This window comes from Streptomyces roseochromogenus subsp. oscitans DS 12.976, from assembly GCF_000497445.1.
In the GTDB taxonomy this organism is placed as follows: domain Bacteria; phylum Actinomycetota; class Actinomycetes; order Streptomycetales; family Streptomycetaceae; genus Streptomyces; species Streptomyces oscitans.
In genome coordinates, this window is record NZ_CM002285.1 from 3,646,681 (window position 1) to 3,667,461 (window position 20,781).

Here is a 20,781-nt window from a genome sequence, read left to right on the forward strand (position 1 = left end):
CGGCGGGCGGCCTCGGGACCGACGTCCGCGGACGGCACCCCGACCGCTGCGGCGGGCCCGGCCGACCCGCCCGCGGAACCGTGGGAATCACCCCGGTCCCCGGCGAAGGGACTTACCCCCGGGCCGCCACCCGGCCCGGCGTTCTCCGTCCCTGCTGCGCCCACGGCCGCTGCCGCGCCCGGAGTTCCCTCCTCCGTGCCGCCCTCGTCCGGCACCGGGTCGTACCCGCAGAGCGCCTCCTCCGCGGCCCCGACCGCGAGGCCGGTCAGCATCACCCGGCCGTCGTCGCAGACCAGCACCGTACGGGCGGTGATGTTGCGGTGCACCCAGCCATGGGCATGGAGCACCCGGAGCGCCATGAGCACGTCGGAGGCGACCTCGGCCGCCCGGTACGGCGACAGCGGCTGCTCCGTGAGCAGCGCGGCCAGCGGGCGCGCGGCCACCGACTCGCTCACTATCCACAGCGACCCGCCCTCGGCGAACACGTCGAAGACCTGGTCGAGCCGTGGATGGTCGGGGATGCGGGCCGCCGCCTGCACGGCCTCGACAGCGCGCCGCACGGCCGGGTCGGCGGGCCGCCGGGTGGCGGTCCGGGCGTCATGCGTCCGCCGGGTCCCGCGCTCACGCGCGGTGAACCCCGCGGGCAGTCCCTCCGCGTCGAGCACCTCCGCCTCGACGACCTCCGGCAACGGCACCTGCCGGACGAGCACTTCCTGGCCGCTGTAGGTGTCGAAGGCGCGGGTCTCGGTGAGTTCGTACTCGTCGGAGGGCGGCAACGGCAGGCGGTAGCGGTCGGCCAGCACCCGACCCGCGTAGTCGTCCACGTTGCCTCCCCCGGCCGCCCGGTCGGTCACATCCGTTCGCCTCGCGACCCGTTTCGCACACGCATCCGGCTGCGTACGGTCCGCAACCATTCACGATACGTGCCAGAGGCAACCCGCATCGCGTGGATGACGGATTCTCACGCCCCAAACCGGCGGCCGGAGCCTACGACTTGGGCTCGAAGGACTGCGTCAACGTCTTCCAGGTGTCCGCGCGCAGCGCGCTGCCCCAGTCGGTCGCTTTCGCCGTGTACATCAGTCCGTAACCCTGGTGGCCGTTGACGACGAAACCCCGGTCGATACTGCGGTACCCGGTGCCGCCGTCGACGTAGGTGAACTCCCAGTCGGCCGTGTTCCAGCCGCGGTAATCCACCTTCTCGATACGGATCTTCCGGTACTGGGGACGCACCATGGAGCGCTCCTGGTTCTTCCAGTCCGCCACCGGGTCGTCCTTGGGGCTGCTGGTCCAGCCGATGAGCAGCTTCTGCCCGTCGGGACCGGTGTAGCGGTCGCCCGCGCCGTCGCTGGACTCGTACGACCATCCCTTGGGCAACCCGATCGAGTACCCCTGGCCGCCCTTGCGGGTCGACACCACCGGCGCGCTCCCGCCGCCCTTCGCACCGGACGAGCCGGAGCCGCCGGTGGAAGCACTCGCGTCGACGGCGGCGGAACCGGTGCCCGACGACGACGGGCCCGACCCGTCCGTCCGCGCCCCGCTGCCCGTGCCCTTGTCACCCTTGTCCCGCTCGGTGGACGCGCTCGCGCTCGCCGCCGCCTTGGCCCCGCTGCTCTTGCCGTCCTTGGCATCGTTGCCGTTCAGAGCGATGGCCAGGACCGTGCCGAGGACCGCGAGAGCGACCACCACGGCGATGATCACCAGTGTGCGCCTGGGTACGACGTCGGTCAGCGGCGCCCTGGGCACCGGCCGCGGCGGCAGGTCCAGGTCCGGCGGCGGCATCACGGGCCAGCCCGAACTCGGCTTGTTCGGGCTGGAGTTCGGCCTACCGGCGCCACCGGTGGCACCCGAGGCAGACCCCGCCTGTCTCGCGGCGGATCCGGCACCCGTCCCAGGGGCGGACCCGGGCCGCGTCCCACCGGAAGAGGCGCCGGGGGTAGTCGGACGTGCCCCACCGGGAGTGGCCGGGCGGCTTCCGCCGGGAGAGGCAGGCCGTGCCCCGCCGGTGCCGGCGCCGTCCGTGCCCGCCGCTCCACCCGCACCCGGTGCGGCCGGTCCGGTCGGTGCGGCCGGTCCGGCCGTGTCCCCGCCGTTCTTCGTCCGTGCCGACGCCGCGGTGGCCGCCGCTCCGGCCGCCTTGCGGACCGAACGCAGCGCGCCGCGCAGCTTCTCCCCGGCCTCCTCGCCCCGTCTGCCCTCGGACGGCTCGGGCGGCACCGGCAGCGGCACCACCCGCGTGGCGTCCATCGGCTCCGGCTCGGGCGCGTGGATCACCGCGTGGAACATGGCCCGGGCCCCGGCGTCGTCGAGTCGCTCGGCCGGATCCTTGGTGAGCAGACCGTAGATGACGTCCCTGAGCGGGCCCGCGTTCTTGGGCTCCTCCAGGGGCTCGGTCATCACCGCGGTGAGCGTGGCGATCGCCGACCCCTTGTCGTACGGCGGCACGCCCTCGACCGCGGCGTACAGCAGGCCGCCGAGCGACCACAGGTCGGCCGCCGGGCCCGGCTTGTGGCCGCGGGCGCGCTCGGGCGAGATGTAGGAGGGGGCGCCGACGAGCATGCCGGTGGAGGTGATGGACGGGTCGCCCTCGACCTGCGCGATACCGAAGTCGGTGAGCACGACCCGGCCGTCCTCGGCGATCAGCACGTTGGACGGCTTCACGTCGCGGTGCAGGATGCCCTCGCGGTGCGCGGAGCGCAGCACGTCGAGGACGGCGAGGCCCACCTCGGCGGCGCGCTTCGGCTCCAGCAGACCGTCCTCGCGGATGACCTCGGCGAGGGACTTGCCCTCCACCAACTCCATGACGATCCAGGGCCGGTCGTCCTCGTCGACCACGTCGAAGACCGTCACCGCGCTGTTGTTGCGGATCCGGGCGATCGCCTTGGCCTCGCGCAGCGTGCGCGTGATCAGGCGCCGCTTCTCCTCCTCGTCGATGTTCGACGGGAACCGCAGCTCCTTGACGGCGACCGTCCGGCCCAGCGTCTCGTCCTCGGCGCGCCAGACCGTGCCCATACCGCCCCGGCCCAGCACGTCTCCCAGCCGGTACCGCCCGGCGAGGAGACGACGCTCGCTCTTGTCCTGACGAGTCCCCTGACGAGAGGTACCCGCCCGCTCCGCCTCCGACATGCGTCCCCTCAAACAACCCGCCCTGACAGAGCCTCCATTGTCTCTCACTCGACAAGTGCGCAACGCCCAGGGGGCCCCTGGCCGCGGCCCGCCGTCCGCGCACCGGAAGCCCAGCCGAACCTGCTGTTCCGCTTATCGGGACGATGGACGGCAAAAGGACCGAAGCCCCCCACGCAGCGGCGCCCTTGACTCCCCTTCAGGACGGGGAAACGGCTGTTTCAGGCCGGTACGGACGGCTACAGCGGCACGATGTCCGGTGCTCCCAGCCGCGCCGCGTCCGCCGTCTGGTCGTCGGGCTGCAGCTGGGACTCCCGCTCGGCCTCCACCCGCTTCTCGTAGTGCTCGACTTCGCGCTCGATGTGGTCCTTGTCCCAGCCGAGGACCGGCGCCATCAGCTCGGCCACCTCACGGGCGCTGCGCGTGCCCCGGTCGAACGTCTCGATGGAGATACGGGTGCGGCGGGTGAGGACGTCGTCGAGATGCCGGGCGCCCTCGTGCGAGGCGGCGTACACCGCCTCGGCGCGCAGATAGTCGTCGGCGCCCGGCAGCGGCTCGCCCAGGGCGGGGTCGGCGGTGATGAGGTCCAGTACCTCCTCGGCCAGGGAGCCGTAGCGGTTCAGCAGATGCTCGACGCGGGCCGCGTGCAGCCCGGTGCGGGCGGCGATCCGGGCGCGCGCGTTCCACAACGCCTGGTAGCCCTCCGCGCCCAGCAGCGGGGTCTCCTCGGTCACACAGTCGGCGACCCGCACGTCCAGGCCATGCACCGCCTCGTCGACCGCGTCCTTCGCCATCACCCGGTACGTGGTGTACTTGCCGCCCGCCACGACCACGAGTCCCGGCACCGGATGGGCGACCGTGTGCTCGCGGGAGAGCTTGCTGGTGGCGTCGGACTCCCCGGCGAGCAGCGGGCGCAGACCGGCGTACACGCCCTGCACGTCGTCGCGGCCGAGCGGCACCGCGAGCACCGAGTTGACGTGCTCCAGCAGATAGTCGATATCGGCGCTGGACGCGGCCGGATGCGCCTTGTCCAGGTCCCAGTCGGTGTCGGTGGTCCCGACGATCCAGTGCCGCCCCCAGGGGATGACGAACAGAACCGACTTCTCGGTACGCAGGATCAGGCCGGTCGTGGAGTGGATGCGGTCCTTGGGCACGACCAGATGGATGCCCTTGGAGGCGCGGACGTGGAACTGGCCGCGCTCCCCCACCATGGCCTGCGTGTCGTCCGTCCACACACCGGTCGCGTTCACGACCTGCTTGGCGCGGATCTCGTACTCCCCGCCGCCCTCCACGTCCTGCACCCGGGCGCCGACCACCCGCTCGCCCTCGCGCAGGAACCCGGTCACCCGCGCGCGGTTGGCCACCTTCGCGCCGTAGGACGCGGCAGTGCGCACCAGCGTGGCCACGAAGCGGGCGTCGTCCATCTGGGCGTCGTAGTACTGCAGGGCGCCGACCAGGGCGTCCTTCTTCAGGCAGGGTGCGACACGCAGGGCGTGACGGTGGCTCAAGTGCCGGTGCAGGGGCAGCCCGCGGCCGTGCCCGCGCGCCATGGACATCGCGTCGTACAAGGCCACACCCGAACCCGCGTACAGCCGCTCCCAGCCCTTGTGCTGCAGCGGATAGAGAAACGGCACGGGCTTGACCAGGTGCGGGGCGAGCCGCTCCAGCAGCAGCCCGCGCTCCTTCAGTGCCTCCCGTACGAGGGCGAAGTCGAGCATCTCCAGATAGCGCAGACCGCCGTGGATCAGTTTGCTGGACCGGCTGGAGGTGCCGGACGCCCAGTCGCGGGCCTCGACCAGCCCTGTGGACAGTCCGCGCGTGACGGCGTCCAGCGCGGTACCGGCACCGACGACCCCGCCGCCGATCACCAGCACGTCCAGCTCCCGCTCCGCCATCGCCGCCAGTGCCTCGGCGCGCTGCGCCGGCCCCAGAGTCGCTGTCCTCACCGCTGCCTCCCGCTGTCCCAGACCCGCTCGCGTCGGCCACACCCGGTGGGCGAAGCCCGGTTCATCCCCTCCTCATGCCCAAATTCTGACCGGGTTGCCCGACTTCGGCCACCAAGGGCTCCCAAGCTGTGGACAACTCACGCGCAACCCTCGGAAGACACACGAACACAATCACACATAACTGTCATATGTGTACCTAGTCTGGCAGAGCACTCGCTCAACCCTGTCGACAGCGGTTGCGCACCTGTCCCGCTTCGGCTACTGGGAAGGACGGCCCACGCATGCCCGCAGACCTCGCCGTCATCGGACTCGGCTCCTACGGCTTGCCGCTGGCCCAGGCCGCTGTCGCCGCAGGCATCTCCACGCTCGGCTTCACCACGGGACCCGATGCCGGCTCCCTCAGCCCGGCCGAGTTGCGCCGGATGCATCTGGCCGGTTTCCGGCCCGGTACCGACGCGGCCCAGCTCGGCCGGGTGCGCACCGCCGTCATCTGCCCGTCGACCGCGAGCGACAGCGACGGCGGACTCGACCTCGGGCAGGTGGAGGCGGCGGCCCGCGCGCTCGCCGAACGGCTGCGCCCGCACACCACGGTCATCCTGGAGTCGCCGGTGCTGCCCGGCACGACGGAGCAATTCCTGCGGCCCCTGCTGGAGGAGGGCTCGGGGCTGCGCGCCGGCCGGGACTTCCATCTCGCCTACTCGCCCAGCCGGGTCGACCCCGGCAACCGCGACCACACCCCCGCCGGCACCCCCAAGGTGATCGGCGGCCTCACCCCCGCGTGCACCGAGTCGGCCGCCGCCTTCTACGGCCGGCTCACCGACAAGGTGGTACGCGCGCGTGGGCTGCGCGAGGCGGAGACCGTGCAGCTGCTGGAGACCAACTTCCGGCACGTCAACATCGCGCTCGTCAACGAGATGGCGGTCCTCTGTCATGAGCTGGGTGTCGACCTGTGGGACGTCATCCGGTGCGCGGAGACCAAGCCGTTCGGCTTCCAGGCGTTCCGGCCGGGGCCGGGCGTCGGCGGGCACGGCGTCCCGCACGACCTGACCGGCCACGCCACCCGCACCCTGCGGGTGGTGGAGCTGGCCCAGCAGGTCAACCACCGCATGCCGCGCTATGTCGTGCAGCGCGCTGCCGCGCTCCTCAACGAGCACGGCAAGTCCGCCCGCGCCGCGCGCGTGCTGCTGCTCGGCGTCACCTACAAGCCCGACCTCGCCGACCTGCAGGGCACACCCGCCCAGGAGATCGCGATCCGGCTGATGGAGCTGGGTGCCTCCGTGAGCTACCACGATCCGCTCGTGGCCTCCTGGAACGTCCTGGACCGCCCTGTCCCGCGGGTGGACGCGCTCTACGACGCCGCCGCCGACGCGGATCTGACGATGCTGCTGCAGAACCACCGGACGTACGACCTGCAGGCGCTGTCGGTGAAGGCCCAGCTGCTGCTGGACACACGCGGGGCCACACCCGCGGGGGCCGCGCACCGGCTCTGAGCCTGATCACGAACGGAAAACAGCCGGGGGCGTTGTCGTCCCCGGCTGTTAATCTCCCCCGGACTCGCCGCACACGCGCGTACGGGAGTTTTCCGTTTCCATCATCCAGTGGTGTTCCACTTCGGGGGGATTTCTGTCATGAGCCAGTCAGCTCCATCGCCACAGTCGTCGCAGCCACCGCAGTCCGGTCCGGTCGGCGGCAATCCGTACGTCGAGCAGGCCCCGGCCGGCGCGCCCTACCCGCCGCAGCCGGGCGCGTACGCCGCCCAGCCGGGTGCCTTCGCGCCTCCGGCGCCGCCCGCGCCGGGCCGGAACAACGTCGTCCTCGGCGTGGTCGCCGCGGTCGTCGCCGCCGTGGCCGCCGCCGCGCTCTACGGCGTCGTCATCGGCGCCACCAAGCACGAGATCGGCTACGCGGCCGTCGGCGTCGGCTTCGTCGTCGGTCTCGCAGCCGGCAAGGCGGGCGGCCGCAACCCGGCCCTCCCCGTCGTGAGCGCCATCCTCGCGCTCGGCTCGGTGTACCTCGGCCAGCTGGTCGGCGAGGCCGTGATCGGCGCCGACGCGGTGCACCTGGGCTTCAGCGAGGTGTTCTTCCAGCACTTCGACGTGGTCCAGCAGGCGTGGAAGGACGACGCCGACCCGCTGACCTTCCTCTTCTTCGCCATCGCCGCGTTCGCCGCGTTCTCGGGCGCCAAGAAGGCCGCCCGGTAAGGCGCGTAAGGCGCTCAGGGCACGTCCGCAGCAAGGCACGCCCGCAGCCAGAAGGGCCCGGCCACCGATGAAGGCGGCCGGGCCCTTCGCGTCGTACTGCTCCCGTGGGCGCGTCAGCGGCGGTGCTGGCTGTCCGCGACCGTCACCTCGACCCGCTGGAACTCCTTCAGCTCGCTGTAGCCGGTGGTGGCCATCGCGCGGCGCAGGGCGCCGAAGAAGTTCATCGAGCCGTCGGGGGTGTGGGAGGGGCCGGTGAGGATCTCCTCGATGGTGCCGACCGTGCCGAGGTCGACCTTCTTGCCGCGGGGCAGCTCCTCGTTGACCGCCTCCATGCCCCAGTGGTGGCCCTTGCCGGGCGCGTCCGTGGCGCGGGCCAGCGGGGAGCCCATCATCACCGCGTCGGCGCCGCAGGCGATCGCCTTGGGCAGGTCGCCGGACCAGCCGACACCGCCGTCCGCGATCACGTGCACGTACCGGCCGCCGGACTCGTCCATGTAGTCACGGCGGGCCGCGGCCACGTCCGCGACCGCCGTCGCCATCGGGACCTGGATGCCCAGCACGTTGCGCGTGGTGTGCGCCGCGCCGCCGCCGAAGCCCACGAGCACACCCGCGGCACCCGTGCGCATCAGATGCAGGGCCGCCGTGTACGTGGCGCAGCCGCCGACGATCACCGGGACGTCCAGCTCGTAGATGAACTGCTTCAGGTTCAGCGGCTCGCTCGAGTGGGAGACGTGTTCCGCCGAGACCGTCGTACCGCGGATGACGAAGATGTCCACGCCCGCGTCCACGACCGCCTTGGAGAACTGGGCGGTGCGCTGCGGGGAGAGCGCGGCCGCCGTGACCACGCCGGAGTCGCGCACCTCCTTGATGCGGGCGCCGATCAGCTCCTCCTTGATGGGCGCCGCGTACACCTCCTGGAGGCGGCGGGTCGCCTGCTCGGCGGGCAGCTCGGCGATCTCCTCCAGCAGCGGCTGCGGGTCCTCGTACCTCGTCCAGAGGCCTTCGAGGTTCAGCACGCCGAGGCCGCCCAGCTCACCGATGCGGATCGCGGTGGCCGGGGAGACGACCGAGTCCATGGGGGCGGCCAGGAACGGCAGCTCGAAGCGGTAGGCGTCGATCTGCCAGGCGATCGAGACCTCCTTCGGGTCCCGCGTACGGCGGCTGGGGACGACGGCGATGTCGTCGAAGGCGTACGCCCGGCGGCCGCGCTTGCCGCGCCCGATCTCGATCTCAGTCACGTCTAGGCCTTTCCCTGATGCGTTTCAGCGTCTCCCAGTATCGCCGACGGGTACGACAAGAGCGGCCCCGGATTACTCCGGAGCCGCCCTCGATCACGCCTCGAACGGCTTCACGCGCGCGTGGATGCGCCGTTGTCGTGCCTGCGAGCTACCTCTTGCTGCTGTAGTTCGGCGCCTCGACCGTCATCTGGATGTCGTGCGGGTGGCTCTCCTTCAGGCCCGCCGAGGTGATCCGCACGAACCGGCCGTTCGTCTGAAGCTCCGGAACGGTCCTGCCGCCGACGTAGAACATCGACTGGCGCAGACCGCCGACCAGCTGGTGGACGACGGAGGACAGCGGACCGCGGTAGGGCACCTGGCCCTCGATGCCCTCGGGGATCAGCTGCTCGTCGGAGGCGACCCCCTCCTGGAAGTAGCGGTCCTTGGAGAAGGACTTGCGGTCGCCGCGGGACTGCATCGCGCCGAGCGAACCCATACCGCGGTACGACTTGAACTGCTTGCCGTTGATGAACAGCAGCTCGCCCGGGGACTCCTCGCAGCCCGCGAGCAGCGAGCCGAGCATCACCGTGTCGGCGCCCGCGACCAGGGCCTTGGCGATGTCGCCGGAGTACTGCAGACCGCCGTCGCCGATGACCGGGACACCGGCCTCCTTGGCGGCGAGCGCGGCCTCGTAGATCGCGGTGACCTGCGGGACGCCGACGCCGGCGACCACGCGGGTCGTACAGATGGAGCCCGGTCCGACACCGACCTTGATGCCGTCGGCGCCCGCGTCGACCAGGGCCTGGGCGCCGTCGCGCGTGGCGACGTTGCCGCCGATGACATCGACGCCGGAGTGGTTCGACTTGATCTTGGCGATCATGTCGCCGACCAGACGGGAGTGCCCGTGCGCGGTGTCCACGACGATGAAGTCGACGCCGGCCTCGATGAGAGCCTGGGCGCGCTCGAAGGAGTCACCGGCCACGCCGACCGCCGCACCGACCAGCAGCCGGCCTTCGGCGTCCTTCGCCGCGTTCGGGTACTGCTCGGCCTTGACGAAGTCCTTGACGGTGATCAGGCCCTTGAGGACACCGTCGTCGTCGACGAGCGGGAGCTTCTCGATCTTGTGCTTGCGCAGCAGCTCCATGGCCTCCGGGCCGGAGATGCCGACCTTGCCGGTGACCAGCGGCATCGGGGTCATGACCTCGTGCACACGGCGGCTGCGGTCGCTCTCGAAGGCCATGTCACGGTTGGTGACGATGCCGAGGAGCTTCTTGTCGCCGTCGGTCACCGGGACGCCGCTGATGCGGAACCTGGCGCACAGCGCGTCGGCCTCGGCGAGCGTGGCCTCCGGGTGGATGGTGATGGGGTCGGTGACCATGCCGGACTCGGAGCGCTTCACCAGGTCGACCTGGTTGGCCTGGTCCTCGATGGACAGGTTGCGGTGCAGCACGCCGACGCCGCCCTGGCGGGCCATCGCGATCGCCATGCGGGACTCGGTCACCTTGTCCATGGCGGCGGACAGCAGCGGGATGTTGACCCGCACGTTCTTGGAGACGTACGAGGCGGTGTCGATGTCGTCGGGCGCCATGTCCGACGCGCCCGGCAGCAGCAGCACGTCGTCGTAGGTCAGCCCGAGTGTCGCGAATTTTCCGGGCACTCCGTCGACGTTGGCAGTCATGACACCTTCCCCAAATGGCCTTGATCGGTGCGGATGTCCATGCTAACGGGAAGCGTCGCTAGCAAATTCCACGGTAGGGGGTCAGTTCAGGCTTCGTATGTTCGTACGGGAACGGAAGCGTGCCTGTTCAACAAGGGGAGCTTCAGAGGCTCCGCTCAAGGGGATTACTGCTCGGCGAGTGCCCTCAGGCGGCTCAGCGCTCGGTGCTGGGCGACCCGGACCGCGCCGGGTGACATTCCCAACATCTGCCCGGTCTCCTCCGCGGTCAAGCCCACGGCGATGCGCAGCAGGAGCAGTTCGCGCTGGTTCTCGGGGAGGTTGGCGAGCAGCTTCTTGGCCCAGGCGGCGTCACTGCTGAGCAGGGCGCGTTCCTCGGGGCCGAGCGAGTCGTCGGGCCGTTCCGGCATCTCGTCCGAGGGCACCGCTGTGGAGCCCGGGTGGCGCATGGCGGCGCGCTGCAGGTCGGCGACCTTGTGCGAGGCGATGGCGAAGACGAACGCCTCGAAGGGGCGGCCGGTGTCGCGGTAGCGGGGCAGCGCGAGCAGGACGGCTACACAGACCTCCTGCGCGAGATCCTCCACGAAGTGGCGCGCGTCGCCCGGGAGCCGGGACAGCCGGGTGCGGCAGTAGCGCAGCGCCAGCGGGTGGACATGCGCGAGCAGATCGTGCGTGGCCTGCTCGTCCCCGTCGACGGCGCGGTGCACGAGCGCACCGATCGCCCCGTGGGCCGTGCCCGCCTCGTCACCGCGCATCGGTCCATGGTGCCTTGCGGCCGTCCGGTCCGTCGCATCGTGCTCGTGGTTGTGCACCGAAGCGTTATGAGCAGGCGCGCCGGCACTCATCCCCTGCGCCCTCCCCTTCACCTCGACCGACTCGTCCCCGAGAGACTCCACATCTCAAGGATGCGGCATCCGCGCCGAAACGAGCATCGCGCGTCCGGCGGGCCGCCTTGCCCGGCGCCCGCCGAAGCGTCCGAGGGAGTCGTACGCCGGGGGCGCGAACAGCCCTCCCGTGGGCGCCCCGGCACTCGTCGCGCGGCGCCGACCACGGGTGTTCATCGTGTGGATCTCCGTGCCCGAGCGCGACCGCGCACCCGGCCGACGGCCATCCGCACAGCTCCCCGAGTGTGACCGGGTCCACCCCTCGAAGGCCCCTCACGGCCGCGTCCACGGGCAACCGGAACACCCGCCAAGGCATTTCACCGGCACCCACCTCCGCGACGGACGAGGACGCTCCCGAGGCACGCGCGTGTACGGCGCCTGGACCCGGGGCACGCGCGCGTACGACTCCCGGGCGGGCGGACCGGGACGCGGCGGTACGGCGTCCTGGCCGAGGGCCTTCCACGGCCACTCTCGCGCACGCCGCCGAACACACCGATACGCTCCCGAAGCCGGGAGACACGTCCAGTCACCCCGCGCACGGCCGGGACGCGCCGACGCGCCCCGGAGCCTCGGGACGCCTCCGCCCACGTCCACGCCGCGCACGGTCAGGGCACATCGACACGCCGCCGCGGCGCATCGACACACCCCTGGAGCCGAGGGGCGTGCTCGTGCAGCCCGTACCCCGTACCCGGCCGGGCCCCGGCCCGCCGACTCCGGGAAGAGCCGGGCGCCGCGCTGTCGGCGGGTGAGCGGGACGTGGTGGGGGGCGGCGGACGGCCCGGACACCCCGTGGGGCGTGCCGGGTCTGCTTCCGTGGCCGGTGCGCGCCGATGCGGCGCCCGGCTGCTGCCTGGTGAGGCGGACACCCGTCCGGCTCCGGGCGCGGTGCCCGGTGACGGCCGGTCCCGCCTGCCCCGCAGGGCTGGGCACCGCCTACCGGACCAGTCCCCAGCGGAAGCCGAGCGCCACGGCGTGGGCCCGGTCCGAGGCGCCGAGCTTCTTGAACAGGCGCCGCGCGTGCGTCTTGACGGTGTCCTCGGAGAGGAACAGTTCGCGGCCGATCTCGGCGTTGGAGCGGCCGTGACTCATACCCTCCAGGACCTGGATCTCGCGCGCGGTGAGCGTGGGCGCGGCGCCCATCTCGGCCGAGCGGAGCCGGCGCGGGGCCAGCCGCCAGGTCGGGTCGGCGAGGGCCTGCGTCACCGTGGCGCGCAGCTCGGCGCGCGAGGCGTCCTTGTGCAGATAGCCCCGGGCGCCGGCGGCGACCGCCAGGGCCACGCCGTCGAGGTCCTCGGCGACGGTGAGCATGATGATGCGTGCGCCGGGGTCGGCGGACAGCAGACGGCGCACGGTCTCCACGCCGCCCAGGCCGGGCATGCGCACATCCATGAGGATGAGGTCGGAGCGGTCGGCGCCCCAGCGGCGGAGGACTTCCTCGCCGTTGGCCGCCGTCGTCACGCGCTCGACGCCGGGCACGGTCGCCACCGCGCGGCGGAGTGCTTCTCGGGCAAGCGGGGAGTCGTCGCAGACGAGGACGGATGTCATGACCGCCCTCCGCAGCTGATGCGCGTCACCTTGAGCCTCCAGGCTGGTACGGAATCGTCACCTGTGCGGTCGACCGTCTCGGACGCCTGCCCGAGCGCTTGTGTTTTCAACCGCCTCCGCACTCTCAACGACGGTCACTCGAAAGAGTTACGGGGCTACATGCCGTCTTCGGCACTCTACGTGAGGGTCTCGACACGGTGCAGACATGGCCAACAGACCCTCAACTTTTCATCACAACTATGCCCCATTTGGCCGCTTTTCTTCCCGTTTCATGGTGTCCGAGGCTAGATTCGCAATGAGTCATATTTTCATCTCCTTAGACCGGAGATGTACGGTCGATGGCACCGTATCCGCTCAGAACGGCTACAAGGGGTCACGTAATGGCAGATTTCTCCCGCCTTCCCGGACCGAACGCGGACCTGTGGGACTGGCAGCTGCTGGCTGCCTGCCGCGGTGTGGACAGCTCGCTCTTCTTTCACCCGGAGGGCGAGCGCGGGGCGGCTCGGAGCGCTCGCGAGAACTCGGCCAAGGAGGTCTGCATGAGGTGCCCTGTCCGCGCGCAGTGCGCGGCGCACGCACTGGCGGTGCGCGAGCCGTACGGCGTGTGGGGCGGCCTGACCGAGGACGAGCGTGAGGAGTTGATGGGGCGTGCGCGCAACCGCCTGGTGGCGGCCTCGGCCGCCGGCGCGGACACCGCCCCGAACCACTGAAGGAACGTTTCTGCATCCTCCGGTACGCCGGATGCGCTCATTCCCTCCACCAGGGCACGCCGCATCGCCACGTGCGTGCCCTCGTCTCTGCCGCCGCCCCTCGCCGGGGCGCGCTCCCCGTAGGCGTGGCCGCCAGTCGTACCGCGCGTCCCCCAGGGTGGCCGCCAGTCGTACCGCGCGTCCCCCAGGGTGGCCGCCTGTCGTACCGCGCGTCCCCCAGGGCGTGGCCGCCGTCGTACCGCGCGCCTCTAGGCGCGGCCGGCCGCGCGGGCCAGTTGTTCCAGCGTTGCCGCCACGGCCGGGACCTGTGCCAGGTCGGGCAGGGTGAGGGCGACGATCTCGCGGCGCACCGCCGGTTCCAGCCGGACCGTGCGCACACCTCTGGGCCGTACCGACTCCACCGCCAGCTGCGGCAGGACGGCGACTCCGAGACCCGCGCCGACCAGGCCGACCACCGCCGGATAGTCATCCGTGGCGAAGTCGATGCGCGGGGTGAAACCGGCCCCCTCGCACACCTCGACCAGCTGGCCGCGGCAGCGCGGGCAGCCCGCGATCCAGGGCTCCCGGGCCAGCTCGCCGATGGCGACGGCCTCCGCGCGCCCGAGGCGGTGCCGCTCGGGCACCAGGGCTACCAGACGGTCGATCAGCAGGGGCCGTACGACCAGGTCGTCCCAGTCCTCGGCGACCGCCGCTCCCTCGTAGCGGAAAGCCAGGGCCAAGTCGCAGTCGCCTTCGCGCAGCAGCTCCACGGACTTCGGGGGCTCGGCCTCCTCCAGGGAGACGCGGGTGCCGGGGTGGGCGGCGCGCAGGGCGGCCAGGGCTGTGGGCACCAGGGTGGAGCTGCCGCTGGGGAAGGAGACCAGCCGGACCCGGCCGGCGCGCAGGCCCGCGATGGCGGCGACCTCCTCCTCGGCCGCGGTGAGCCCGGCGAGGATGCCGGAGGCGTGCCTGACCAGGGCTTCCCCGGCCTGGGTCAGCCGCATCTCGCGGCCGTTGCGGACCAGCAGCGGGGTGCCGACCGAGCTCTCCAGGGCCTTCATCTGCTGGCTCACGGCGGGCTGGGTGCAGCCCAGTTCGCGCCCCGCCGCCGAGAAGGAACCGGTGGCGGCGACGGCGCGCAGGACGCGGAGATGACGGGCCTCGATCACCCTTCGAGTATAAGGCCAGCTTGGAGATGGTGCGCGATATTCGCTCGACACTTTGAGACAGGGTGTCGTACCGTGCGGACATGAAGCTTCTCTCGGTCAATCTGGGCCGACCGCAGCCGGTGGCGTACACGGACCAGCGGGACGGCGTGACGGGCATCGACAAGCGGCCGGCCGGCGGGCCGGTGCGGGTGACGGCGCCGGGTCCCAAGGGCGTGGGCGCGAGCGGGCTGGCCGGGGACGCGGTGTGCGACCTGCGGCATCACGGCGGGGACGACCAGGCGGTGTACGCCTACGCGCGCGAGGACCTGGACGACTGGGAGCGCGAGACCGGCAGATCGTTGGCCAACGGTTCTTTCGGGGAGAACCTGACGACGGACGGCCTGGACCTGTCCGGGGCGCTGATCGGCGAGCGCTGGCGGATCGGCGCCGAGGTGGTGCTGGAGGTGACCTCGGGCCGGATCCCGTGCCGCACGTTCCAGGGCCACTTGGGCGAGCGCGGCTGGGTCAAGAGATTCACGCAGAAGGGCGCAACGGGCGCCTACCTCCGGGTGATCGAACCGGGCGAGCTGCGGGCGGGTGACCCGATCGAGATCGTGCACCGGCCGGACCACGGGGTGACGGTCGCCATGCAGTTCCGCGCGGTCACCACCGAGCGGGAGCTGCTGCCGCGCCTGCTCGCGGCGGGCGAGGCGCTGCACGCGGAGACGCTGGCGAAGGCTCGCGAGTACGTGGCGGCGTACGGCCGCTGACGGGGCGTCCGCACGGGGCCGACAGGGCGTCCGGCGGTGCCGGCGGAAAAACTTCCCGGGTGTGCGCCGAAGTCCCCATGTACGGCAGGCACTGCTGTACTCGGGCCGCAAGCACGGGCCGTCGCCTTGGAGCAGCCTGAGCCGGGAATCCCCTCACAGACGGGAGCAGTCAATACCCTTGGGCCATGACAACGGCTCTGATTACGGGATCGACCGCGGGGATCGGTGCCGCGTTCGCGCGGCGGCTGGCGGCTGACGGGCACGACCTGGTCCTGGTGGCCCGGGACACCAGGCGGCTGCGCGAACAGGCGACCGAATTGCACGACCGGCACGGCATCGAGGTGGAGGTGCTGTCCGCCGATCTGTCCGAGGACAAGGGCATCGAGACGGTGGCCGACCGCCTCGGCGACCGGAAGAACCCGGTCGACCTGCTGGTCAACAACGCCGGCTTCGGTAACAAGGGCCGCTATCTCGAGGTGCCCATGGCCGACGAGCTGAGGATGCTCAAGGTGCACTGCGAGGCGGTGCTCCGGCTGACCTCGGCGGCGGCCGAGGCGATGCGCGAGCGCGGCCGTGGCGGGATCGTCAACGTCGCCTCCGTGGCCGCCTTCGTACCGCGGGGCACCTACGGCGCCTCCAAGGCGTGGGTCGTGCAGTTCACGCAGGGCGCGGCCAAGGACCTGGCCGGCAGCGGTGTCCGGCTGATGGCGCTGTGCCCCGGCTTCGTGCGCACCGAGTTCCACCAGCGGGCCGGGATGGGCACGGACAACATCCCGGGCTGGATGTGGCTGGACGCCGACAAGCTGGTCGCGGCGGCCCTGGCCGACCTGGCGCGCGGCAAGTCGCTGTCGATCCCCGACCCCCGCTACAAGGCGCTGATGGGCCTCGTGAAGGTCACCCCCCGCGGGCTGATGGGCGGCATCTCCTCCCGCACCGGACGCAAGTACGGGCCGCGGTAGCGGACGGGTGACGCTGCCGTCCCGGTGCGAAAATGAGGGTGGAGAACCGGGCCAGGGGGGCCGGGAGGCGGCGTCATGACCTTCGTACAGCTCATCGAGTGCAGGACGAGCCGGCTGGACGAGATGAACCGGCTCATGGACGACTGGGTCACGCAGACCAAGGGGAAGCGGACGGCGACGCACGCGCTGGTCGGCAAGGACCGCTCGGACGCGTCGCACATCGTCGAAGTGGTGGAGTTCCCGTCCTACGAAGAGGCGATGCGGAACTCGAGGCTCCCGGAGACCGACAAGATCTTCCAGGGGATGGTCGCCCTGTGCGACGAGACGCCGACGTTCACCGATCTGGACGTCGTACGGGACGAGCGGCTGGCCGAGGACACCGTACGGCGGTTCTTCGCGGCGCTTGAGACCCGTGGTCAACTGCCGCCGCTCAACGACCTGTTGGACGAGGACATCCACAGCCACGATCCGGTGAACCCGCAGGACACCATCGGGCTGGACAACGCCCTGATCGAGTACGGCATGTGGCGCGGTGCCTTCGACTTCGTCTTCACCGTCGAGGATGTGCTCGCACTGGGCGACCGGGCCTGTGCGCGCTGGACGTGGAACGCCACGCACAAGGGCGACTTCCTGGGCATCCCGGCCACCGGACGCCAGGTCGACATGACCGGGATGACGCTGTTCCGGTTCCGCGGCGACGGCAAGATCGCCGAGACCTGGTGGCAGCACGACCAGCTCGGACTGATGCAACAGCTGGGCGCGCTGGACGAGTTGGAGAAATAGACGAACAGGGCGAAGGCCCGGTACCCCGTGCGGGATACCGGGCCTTCGCGCCGAGCGGCAGAGCGTGGCTCAGTGGGCGTGGCCGTGGCCGTGGCCCGCGGCGGCCGGCTCTTCCTCTTCCTTCTTCTCGACGACCAGGGTCTCGGTCGTGAGCAGCAGGGAGGCGATGGAGGCGGCGTTCTCCAGGGCGGAGCGGGTCACCTTGACCGGGTCGATGACGCCGGCCTTGACCAGGTCGCCGTACTCGCCGGTGGCGGCGTTGTAGCCCTGCCCCTTCTCCAGGTCCTTGACCTTGGAGACGATGACGTAGCCCTCCTGGCCGGCGTTCTCGCCGATCCAGCGCAGCGGCTCGACGACCGCCTTGCGGACCACGGAGACACCGGTGGCCTCGTCGCCGGTCTTGTCGAGGTTGCCCTCGAGGACCTTGGAGGCGTGGACCAGCGCGGCGCCACCACCGGAGACGATGCCCTCCTCGACCGCGGCGCGGGTCGCGGAGATGGCGTCCTCCAGACGGTGCTTCTTCTCCTTCAGCTCCACCTCGGTGGCGGCGCCGACCTTGATCACGCACACGCCGCCGGCCAGCTTCGCGAGGCGCTCCTGGAGCTTCTCGCGGTCCCAGTCGGAGTCGGTGTTCTCGATCTCGGCCTTGATCTGCGCGACGCGGCCGTGCACGTCCTCGGACTTGCCGGCTCCGTCGACGAGGGTGGTGTCGTCCTTGGTGACCGTCACGCGGCGGGCGGAGCCCAGCACGTCCAGGCCGGCCTGGTCGAGCTTGAGGCCGACCTCCTCGGAGATGACCGTGGCGCCGGTGAGGATCGCCATGTCCTGCAGCATCGCCTTGCGGCGGTCGCCGAAGCCGGGGGCCTTCACCGCGACGGCGTTGAAGGTGCCGCGGATCTTGTTGACGACCAGGGTCGACAGGGCCTCGCCCTCGACGTCCTCGGCGATGATCAGCAGCGGCTTGGAGGAGCCGGCCTGGATGACCTTCTCCAGCAGCGGCAGCATGTCCTGGATGGAGGAGATCTTGCCCTGGTTGATGAGGATGTACGGGTCCTCCAGGACGGCCTCCATGCGCTCCTGGTCCGTCACGAAGTACGGCGACAGGTAGCCCTTGTCGAAGGCCATGCCCTCGGTGAAGTCCAGCTCCAGACCGAAGGTGTTGGACTCCTCGACGGTGATGACACCGTCCTTGCCCACCTTGTCCATCGCCTCGGCGATCAGCTCGCCGACCTGCTGGTCCTGGGCGGACAGCGCGGCGACGGCGGCGATGTCGGACTTCTCGTCGATCGGACGGGCCGTGGCGAGCAGCTCGTCGGAGACGGCCTTGACGGCGGCGTCGATGCCCTTCTTCAGGGCGGCCGGGGAGGCACCGGCGGCGACGTTCTTCAGACCCTCGCGGACCAGCGCCTGGGCGAGCACGGTGGCGGTGGTGGTGCCGTCACCCGCGATGTCGTTGGTCTTGGTCGCCACCTCCTTCACCAGCTGGGCACCAAGGTTCTCGTACGGGTCCTCGATCTCGACCTCGCGGGCGATCGTGACACCGTCGTTGGTGATGGTGGGGGCGCCGAACTTCTTGTCGATGACGACGTTGCGGCCCTTGGGGCCGATCGTCACCTTCACCGTGTCGGCCAGCTTGTTGACGCCGCGCTCGAGGGCGCGACGGGCGTCCTCGTCGAACTTCAGGATCTTCGCCATGACAGCGGGAGCCCTCTCGGAAATCTATGGGTGGAAAGACAACTGCGCCCCGGGCGCCCGGCTTCGTTATCGGTCGCGGGGGCCAGGGGCGCAGCTCAGGAGCAAAAGAGTCTGCTCGAGGTGATTACTTCTCGATGATCGCGAGCACGTCGCGAGCCGAGAGGACGAGGTACTCCTCGTTGTTGTACTTCACCTCGGTGCCGCCGTACTTGCTGTACAGGACGACGTCGCCGACCTTGACGTCGAGCGGAAGGCGCTCGCCGTTCTCGAACCGGCCCGGGCCCACAGCGAGGACGGCGCCCTCCTGGGGCTTCTCCTTCGCGGTGTCCGGGATGACCAGGCCAGAGGCCGTGGTCTGCTCGGCGTCCAGCGGCTGGACCACGATGCGGTCCTCAAGCGGCTTGATGGCAACCTTGGAGCTGGCGGTCGTCACGATCCGACCTCCCCCTTCGGAGATCTCACGGGGTTAACTGTCTGAGGTGGCGACCAGGTCGATCCGTCGTCGCGGGTGCCGGACCTGCCCGTCGCTTTTTTGGCACTCTCACTTGGGGAGTGCCAGAGCCGAGACTATGACCGCGATTAGCACTCGGTCAAGCGGAGTGCCAATGCCGTGCGGCGCGTCGGCGGAATCTCCTCCGCGCCGGGTTCCTGGTGGGCCGGTGTCGCCCCACCGTCCCGGGGGCTGGCGCCCCCAGACCCCGCTTCGGCCTGAACGGCCTCGTCCTCAAACGCCGGACGGGCTGTTTTTCGCCGGCCGGCGCCGGAAAAGTGCTCTACAGGTAGTCCTCCAGCCGCCCCACCGTCAGCCCCCGCTGCTGCACCCTCCGCAGCACCCCGGTCGTGCGCTCCCGCAAGGACACTCCCGTCGTCTCGTCCGGGCCGACCAGGATGATGTCGCCGGGGCGCAGGTGGTGTTTGCCGTGGATGTAGACGACGTCGGTCGGGGTCATCGCGGCGCGCCACAGGACGACGGCGGAGATGCCGCAGTCGGCCGCCGCGCGCAGGGTGGTGGTGTCGTACGAGGCGTACGGCGGGCGGAAGAGACGGGCGCGTACGCCGAGGCGGGATCTGAGCCTGCTCTGCTGGCCGCAGATCTCGGCACGCTGGGCGGCGTACGGCAGTCCGGCCAGCGCGCGATGGTCGAGGGTGTGGTTCTGGATGCCGGCGCCCAGCTGGTGCAGGCGGGCGAAGTGGCCGTAGCCGGGGCCCATGGCGCTGTCGGTGAGGAACATGCTGACCGGCAGCCGGAGTTCGCGGACCATGTCGACGAACCCGGGGTCCTTCTCGGCGCCGTCGTCGTAGGTGAGGAAGACGACCCGGTCGCGGGTGGGGATGTGGTCGACGACGCGGGGCAGGGCACGGCCGCCGGTCTGCGGGGCGAGGGCCAGGGCGCGGGCGGCGGGGCGCGGCGGGCGGGCGAGGGGCTCGGTCAGGCCCCAGCGGCGGTAGCTCTGGTCGGGGGCGGGGCCGTGCGGGCGTACGCCCTCGGCGGCCTTCTTGCCGAGGCGTTCGATGGGGTCGACGGACTGGGCGCAGCCGGCGAGGAGGAGGGCCGAGGCGAGGAGCGCGCTCAGGGACCGGTACGGGCGCCGCCCGCGGCCGGTCCTCGCGCGCTCCGCCCGCGGGCTCCCCCCCGGCCTCACAGGTAGTCCTCCAGGCGGGCCACGGCGTAGCCCTCGCGCGTGATCTTGTTCAGGAAGCGGCGCATGTCGTCGATCATCGTGCCGTTCCAGTCGGAGCGGCCGCGGAAGTGGGTGAGAACGATGTCGCCGCGGCGCATCTTCTGGTCGTCCTCGCGGTACTCCCAGTGGTCGACGAAGACCTCCTCGTTCCAGATCGGCGCGTACTTGATGCCACAGGACCTGGCGGCGCGCAGGGTGTCCTGGTTGTAGTTGCCGTAGGGCGGGCGGAAGACCGTCGGGCGCTTGCCGAACTGCTTCTCCATGATGTCCTGCATGTCGCAGATCTCGGTCTTCTGCTCCTCGTAGGACAGGCCCGGCAGGTAGGGGTGGTGCAGGGTGTGGTTGTCGAGGGTGTGCCCCTGGGACTGCATCTTGCGGAAGTACCCGTAGTCGTCCTCGATCAGGTAGTTGCTGAGGAAGGCGGTGTACGGGATCTTCAGGTCCTGCATCATCCGCAGGAACCTGGG

The 20,781-nt window shown here is 71.0% G+C and carries 18 protein-coding genes; 6 read left to right on the plus strand and 12 right to left on the minus strand.

Annotation, left to right across the window (positions count from 1 at the left end):
* From M878_RS65450 to M878_RS65460, 3 genes are all read right to left on the minus strand, one after another.
* Positions 1 to 824: protein kinase (locus M878_RS65450; RefSeq protein ID WP_245238107.1), on the minus strand; the 824-nt coding region annotated here is incomplete at its 3' end.
* A 163-nt stretch (positions 825 to 987) separates the two neighbouring features.
* Positions 988 to 3,123, minus strand: a complete 2,136-nt coding sequence (locus M878_RS65455; protein WP_031225026.1) for a protein kinase domain-containing protein — start codon at positions 3,121 to 3,123, stop codon at positions 988 to 990.
* Between the two features lie 236 nt (positions 3,124 to 3,359).
* A complete protein-coding gene (locus M878_RS65460; protein ID WP_023547324.1) occupies positions 3,360 to 5,066 on the minus strand; it encodes a glycerol-3-phosphate dehydrogenase/oxidase in 1,707 nt (568 codons plus the stop codon).
* A gap of 281 nt (positions 5,067 to 5,347) precedes the next feature.
* Here M878_RS65460 and M878_RS65465 point away from each other — a divergent pair, with 281 nt between their 5' ends.
* A complete protein-coding gene (locus M878_RS65465) occupies positions 5,348 to 6,556 on the plus strand; it encodes a nucleotide sugar dehydrogenase (RefSeq protein WP_023547325.1) in 1,209 nt (402 codons plus the stop codon).
* A 138-nt stretch (positions 6,557 to 6,694) separates the two neighbouring features.
* The gene (locus M878_RS65470) at positions 6,695 to 7,267 is read left to right on the plus strand and encodes a hypothetical protein (protein WP_023547326.1); all 573 of its coding nucleotides are present in this window, start codon (positions 6,695 to 6,697) and stop codon (positions 7,265 to 7,267) included.
* 113 nt (positions 7,268 to 7,380) lie between these two features.
* On the opposite strand, the gene M878_RS65475 is transcribed toward M878_RS65470, so the two are convergent.
* The 4 genes from M878_RS65475 to M878_RS65490 all read right to left on the minus strand — a co-directional run bounded on the left by M878_RS65475 (position 7,381) and on the right by M878_RS65490 (position 12,588).
* Entirely contained in the window at positions 7,381 to 8,505 is a 1,125-nt protein-coding gene (locus M878_RS65475) for a GuaB3 family IMP dehydrogenase-related protein (protein ID WP_023547327.1), read from the minus strand.
* A gap of 148 nt (positions 8,506 to 8,653) precedes the next feature.
* A complete protein-coding gene (guaB, locus tag M878_RS65480) occupies positions 8,654 to 10,162 on the minus strand; it encodes an IMP dehydrogenase (protein WP_023547328.1) in 1,509 nt (502 codons plus the stop codon).
* Between the two features lie 164 nt (positions 10,163 to 10,326).
* On the minus strand, positions 10,327 to 10,914 hold the full coding sequence (locus M878_RS65485; protein ID WP_023547329.1) for a sigma-70 family RNA polymerase sigma factor: 588 nt from the start codon (positions 10,912 to 10,914) through the stop codon (positions 10,327 to 10,329).
* A gap of 1,062 nt (positions 10,915 to 11,976) precedes the next feature.
* Positions 11,977 to 12,588: a response regulator transcription factor gene (locus tag M878_RS65490; RefSeq protein ID WP_003948568.1), complete on the minus strand. Its 612-nt coding sequence runs from the start codon at positions 12,586 to 12,588 to the stop codon at positions 11,977 to 11,979.
* Positions 12,589 to 12,968: 380 nt separating this feature from the next.
* Here M878_RS65490 and M878_RS65495 point away from each other — a divergent pair, with 380 nt between their 5' ends.
* Positions 12,969 to 13,298 carry a WhiB family transcriptional regulator gene (locus M878_RS65495; protein ID WP_023547330.1) on the plus strand — a complete coding sequence of 110 codons (330 nt, stop codon included), beginning with the start codon at positions 12,969 to 12,971 and terminating at the stop codon, positions 13,296 to 13,298.
* Positions 13,299 to 13,546: 248 nt separating this feature from the next.
* Here M878_RS65495 and M878_RS65500 read toward each other — a convergent pair whose 3' ends face one another.
* On the minus strand, positions 13,547 to 14,446 hold the full coding sequence (locus tag M878_RS65500; RefSeq protein ID WP_023547331.1) for a LysR family transcriptional regulator: 900 nt from the start codon (positions 14,444 to 14,446) through the stop codon (positions 13,547 to 13,549).
* 80 nt (positions 14,447 to 14,526) lie between these two features.
* Here M878_RS65500 and M878_RS65505 point away from each other — a divergent pair, with 80 nt between their 5' ends.
* The 3 genes from M878_RS65505 to M878_RS65515 all read left to right on the plus strand — a co-directional run bounded on the left by M878_RS65505 (position 14,527) and on the right by M878_RS65515 (position 16,937).
* Entirely contained in the window at positions 14,527 to 15,195 is a 669-nt protein-coding gene (locus tag M878_RS65505; RefSeq protein ID WP_031225027.1) for an MOSC domain-containing protein, read from the plus strand.
* A gap of 185 nt (positions 15,196 to 15,380) precedes the next feature.
* Entirely contained in the window at positions 15,381 to 16,154 is a 774-nt protein-coding gene (locus M878_RS65510; protein WP_023547333.1) for an SDR family NAD(P)-dependent oxidoreductase, read from the plus strand.
* 75 nt (positions 16,155 to 16,229) lie between these two features.
* Positions 16,230 to 16,937, plus strand: a complete 708-nt coding sequence (locus tag M878_RS65515; protein WP_023547334.1) for an ester cyclase — start codon at positions 16,230 to 16,232, stop codon at positions 16,935 to 16,937.
* A gap of 69 nt (positions 16,938 to 17,006) precedes the next feature.
* On the opposite strand, the gene groL is transcribed toward M878_RS65515, so the two are convergent.
* From groL to M878_RS65535, 4 genes are all read right to left on the minus strand, one after another.
* The gene (gene groL, locus M878_RS65520; protein WP_023547335.1) at positions 17,007 to 18,632 is read right to left on the minus strand and encodes a chaperonin GroEL; all 1,626 of its coding nucleotides are present in this window, start codon (positions 18,630 to 18,632) and stop codon (positions 17,007 to 17,009) included.
* A 124-nt stretch (positions 18,633 to 18,756) separates the two neighbouring features.
* Complete coding sequence (gene groES / locus M878_RS65525) at positions 18,757 to 19,065, minus strand: co-chaperone GroES (RefSeq protein WP_023547336.1); 309 nt, start codon at positions 19,063 to 19,065, stop codon at positions 18,757 to 18,759.
* Positions 19,066 to 19,405: 340 nt separating this feature from the next.
* The gene (locus M878_RS65530) at positions 19,406 to 20,206 is read right to left on the minus strand and encodes a polysaccharide deacetylase family protein (RefSeq protein ID WP_031225028.1); all 801 of its coding nucleotides are present in this window, start codon (positions 20,204 to 20,206) and stop codon (positions 19,406 to 19,408) included.
* 65 nt (positions 20,207 to 20,271) lie between these two features.
* The coding region (locus M878_RS65535) for a polysaccharide deacetylase family protein (protein WP_031225029.1) at positions 20,272 to 20,781 on the minus strand (510 nt) is incomplete at its 5' end.

Bases quoted from the DNA above. Each gene is read 5' to 3' on its own strand.
- M878_RS65465 (WP_023547325.1), top strand. From the start codon at position 5,348: ATGCCCGCAGACCTCGCCGTCATCGGACTCGGCTCCTACGGCTTGCCG.
- guaB (WP_023547328.1), bottom strand. From the start codon at position 10,162: ATGACTGCCAACGTCGACGGAGTGCCCGGAAAATTCGCGACACTCGGG.
- M878_RS65495 (WP_023547330.1), top strand. From the start codon at position 12,969: ATGGCAGATTTCTCCCGCCTTCCCGGACCGAACGCGGACCTGTGGGAC.
- M878_RS65515 (WP_023547334.1), top strand. From the start codon at position 16,230: ATGACCTTCGTACAGCTCATCGAGTGCAGGACGAGCCGGCTGGACGAG.
- M878_RS65490 (WP_003948568.1), bottom strand. From the start codon at position 12,588: ATGACATCCGTCCTCGTCTGCGACGACTCCCCGCTTGCCCGAGAAGCA.
- M878_RS65470 (WP_023547326.1), top strand. From the start codon at position 6,695: ATGAGCCAGTCAGCTCCATCGCCACAGTCGTCGCAGCCACCGCAGTCC.
- M878_RS65505 (WP_031225027.1), top strand. From the start codon at position 14,527: ATGAAGCTTCTCTCGGTCAATCTGGGCCGACCGCAGCCGGTGGCGTAC.
- M878_RS65455 (WP_031225026.1), bottom strand. From the start codon at position 3,123: ATGTCGGAGGCGGAGCGGGCGGGTACCTCTCGTCAGGGGACTCGTCAG.
- M878_RS65485 (WP_023547329.1), bottom strand. From the start codon at position 10,914: ATGCGCGGTGACGAGGCGGGCACGGCCCACGGGGCGATCGGTGCGCTC.
- groL (WP_023547335.1), bottom strand. From the start codon at position 18,632: ATGGCGAAGATCCTGAAGTTCGACGAGGACGCCCGTCGCGCCCTCGAG.
- M878_RS65510 (WP_023547333.1), top strand. From the start codon at position 15,381: ATGACAACGGCTCTGATTACGGGATCGACCGCGGGGATCGGTGCCGCG.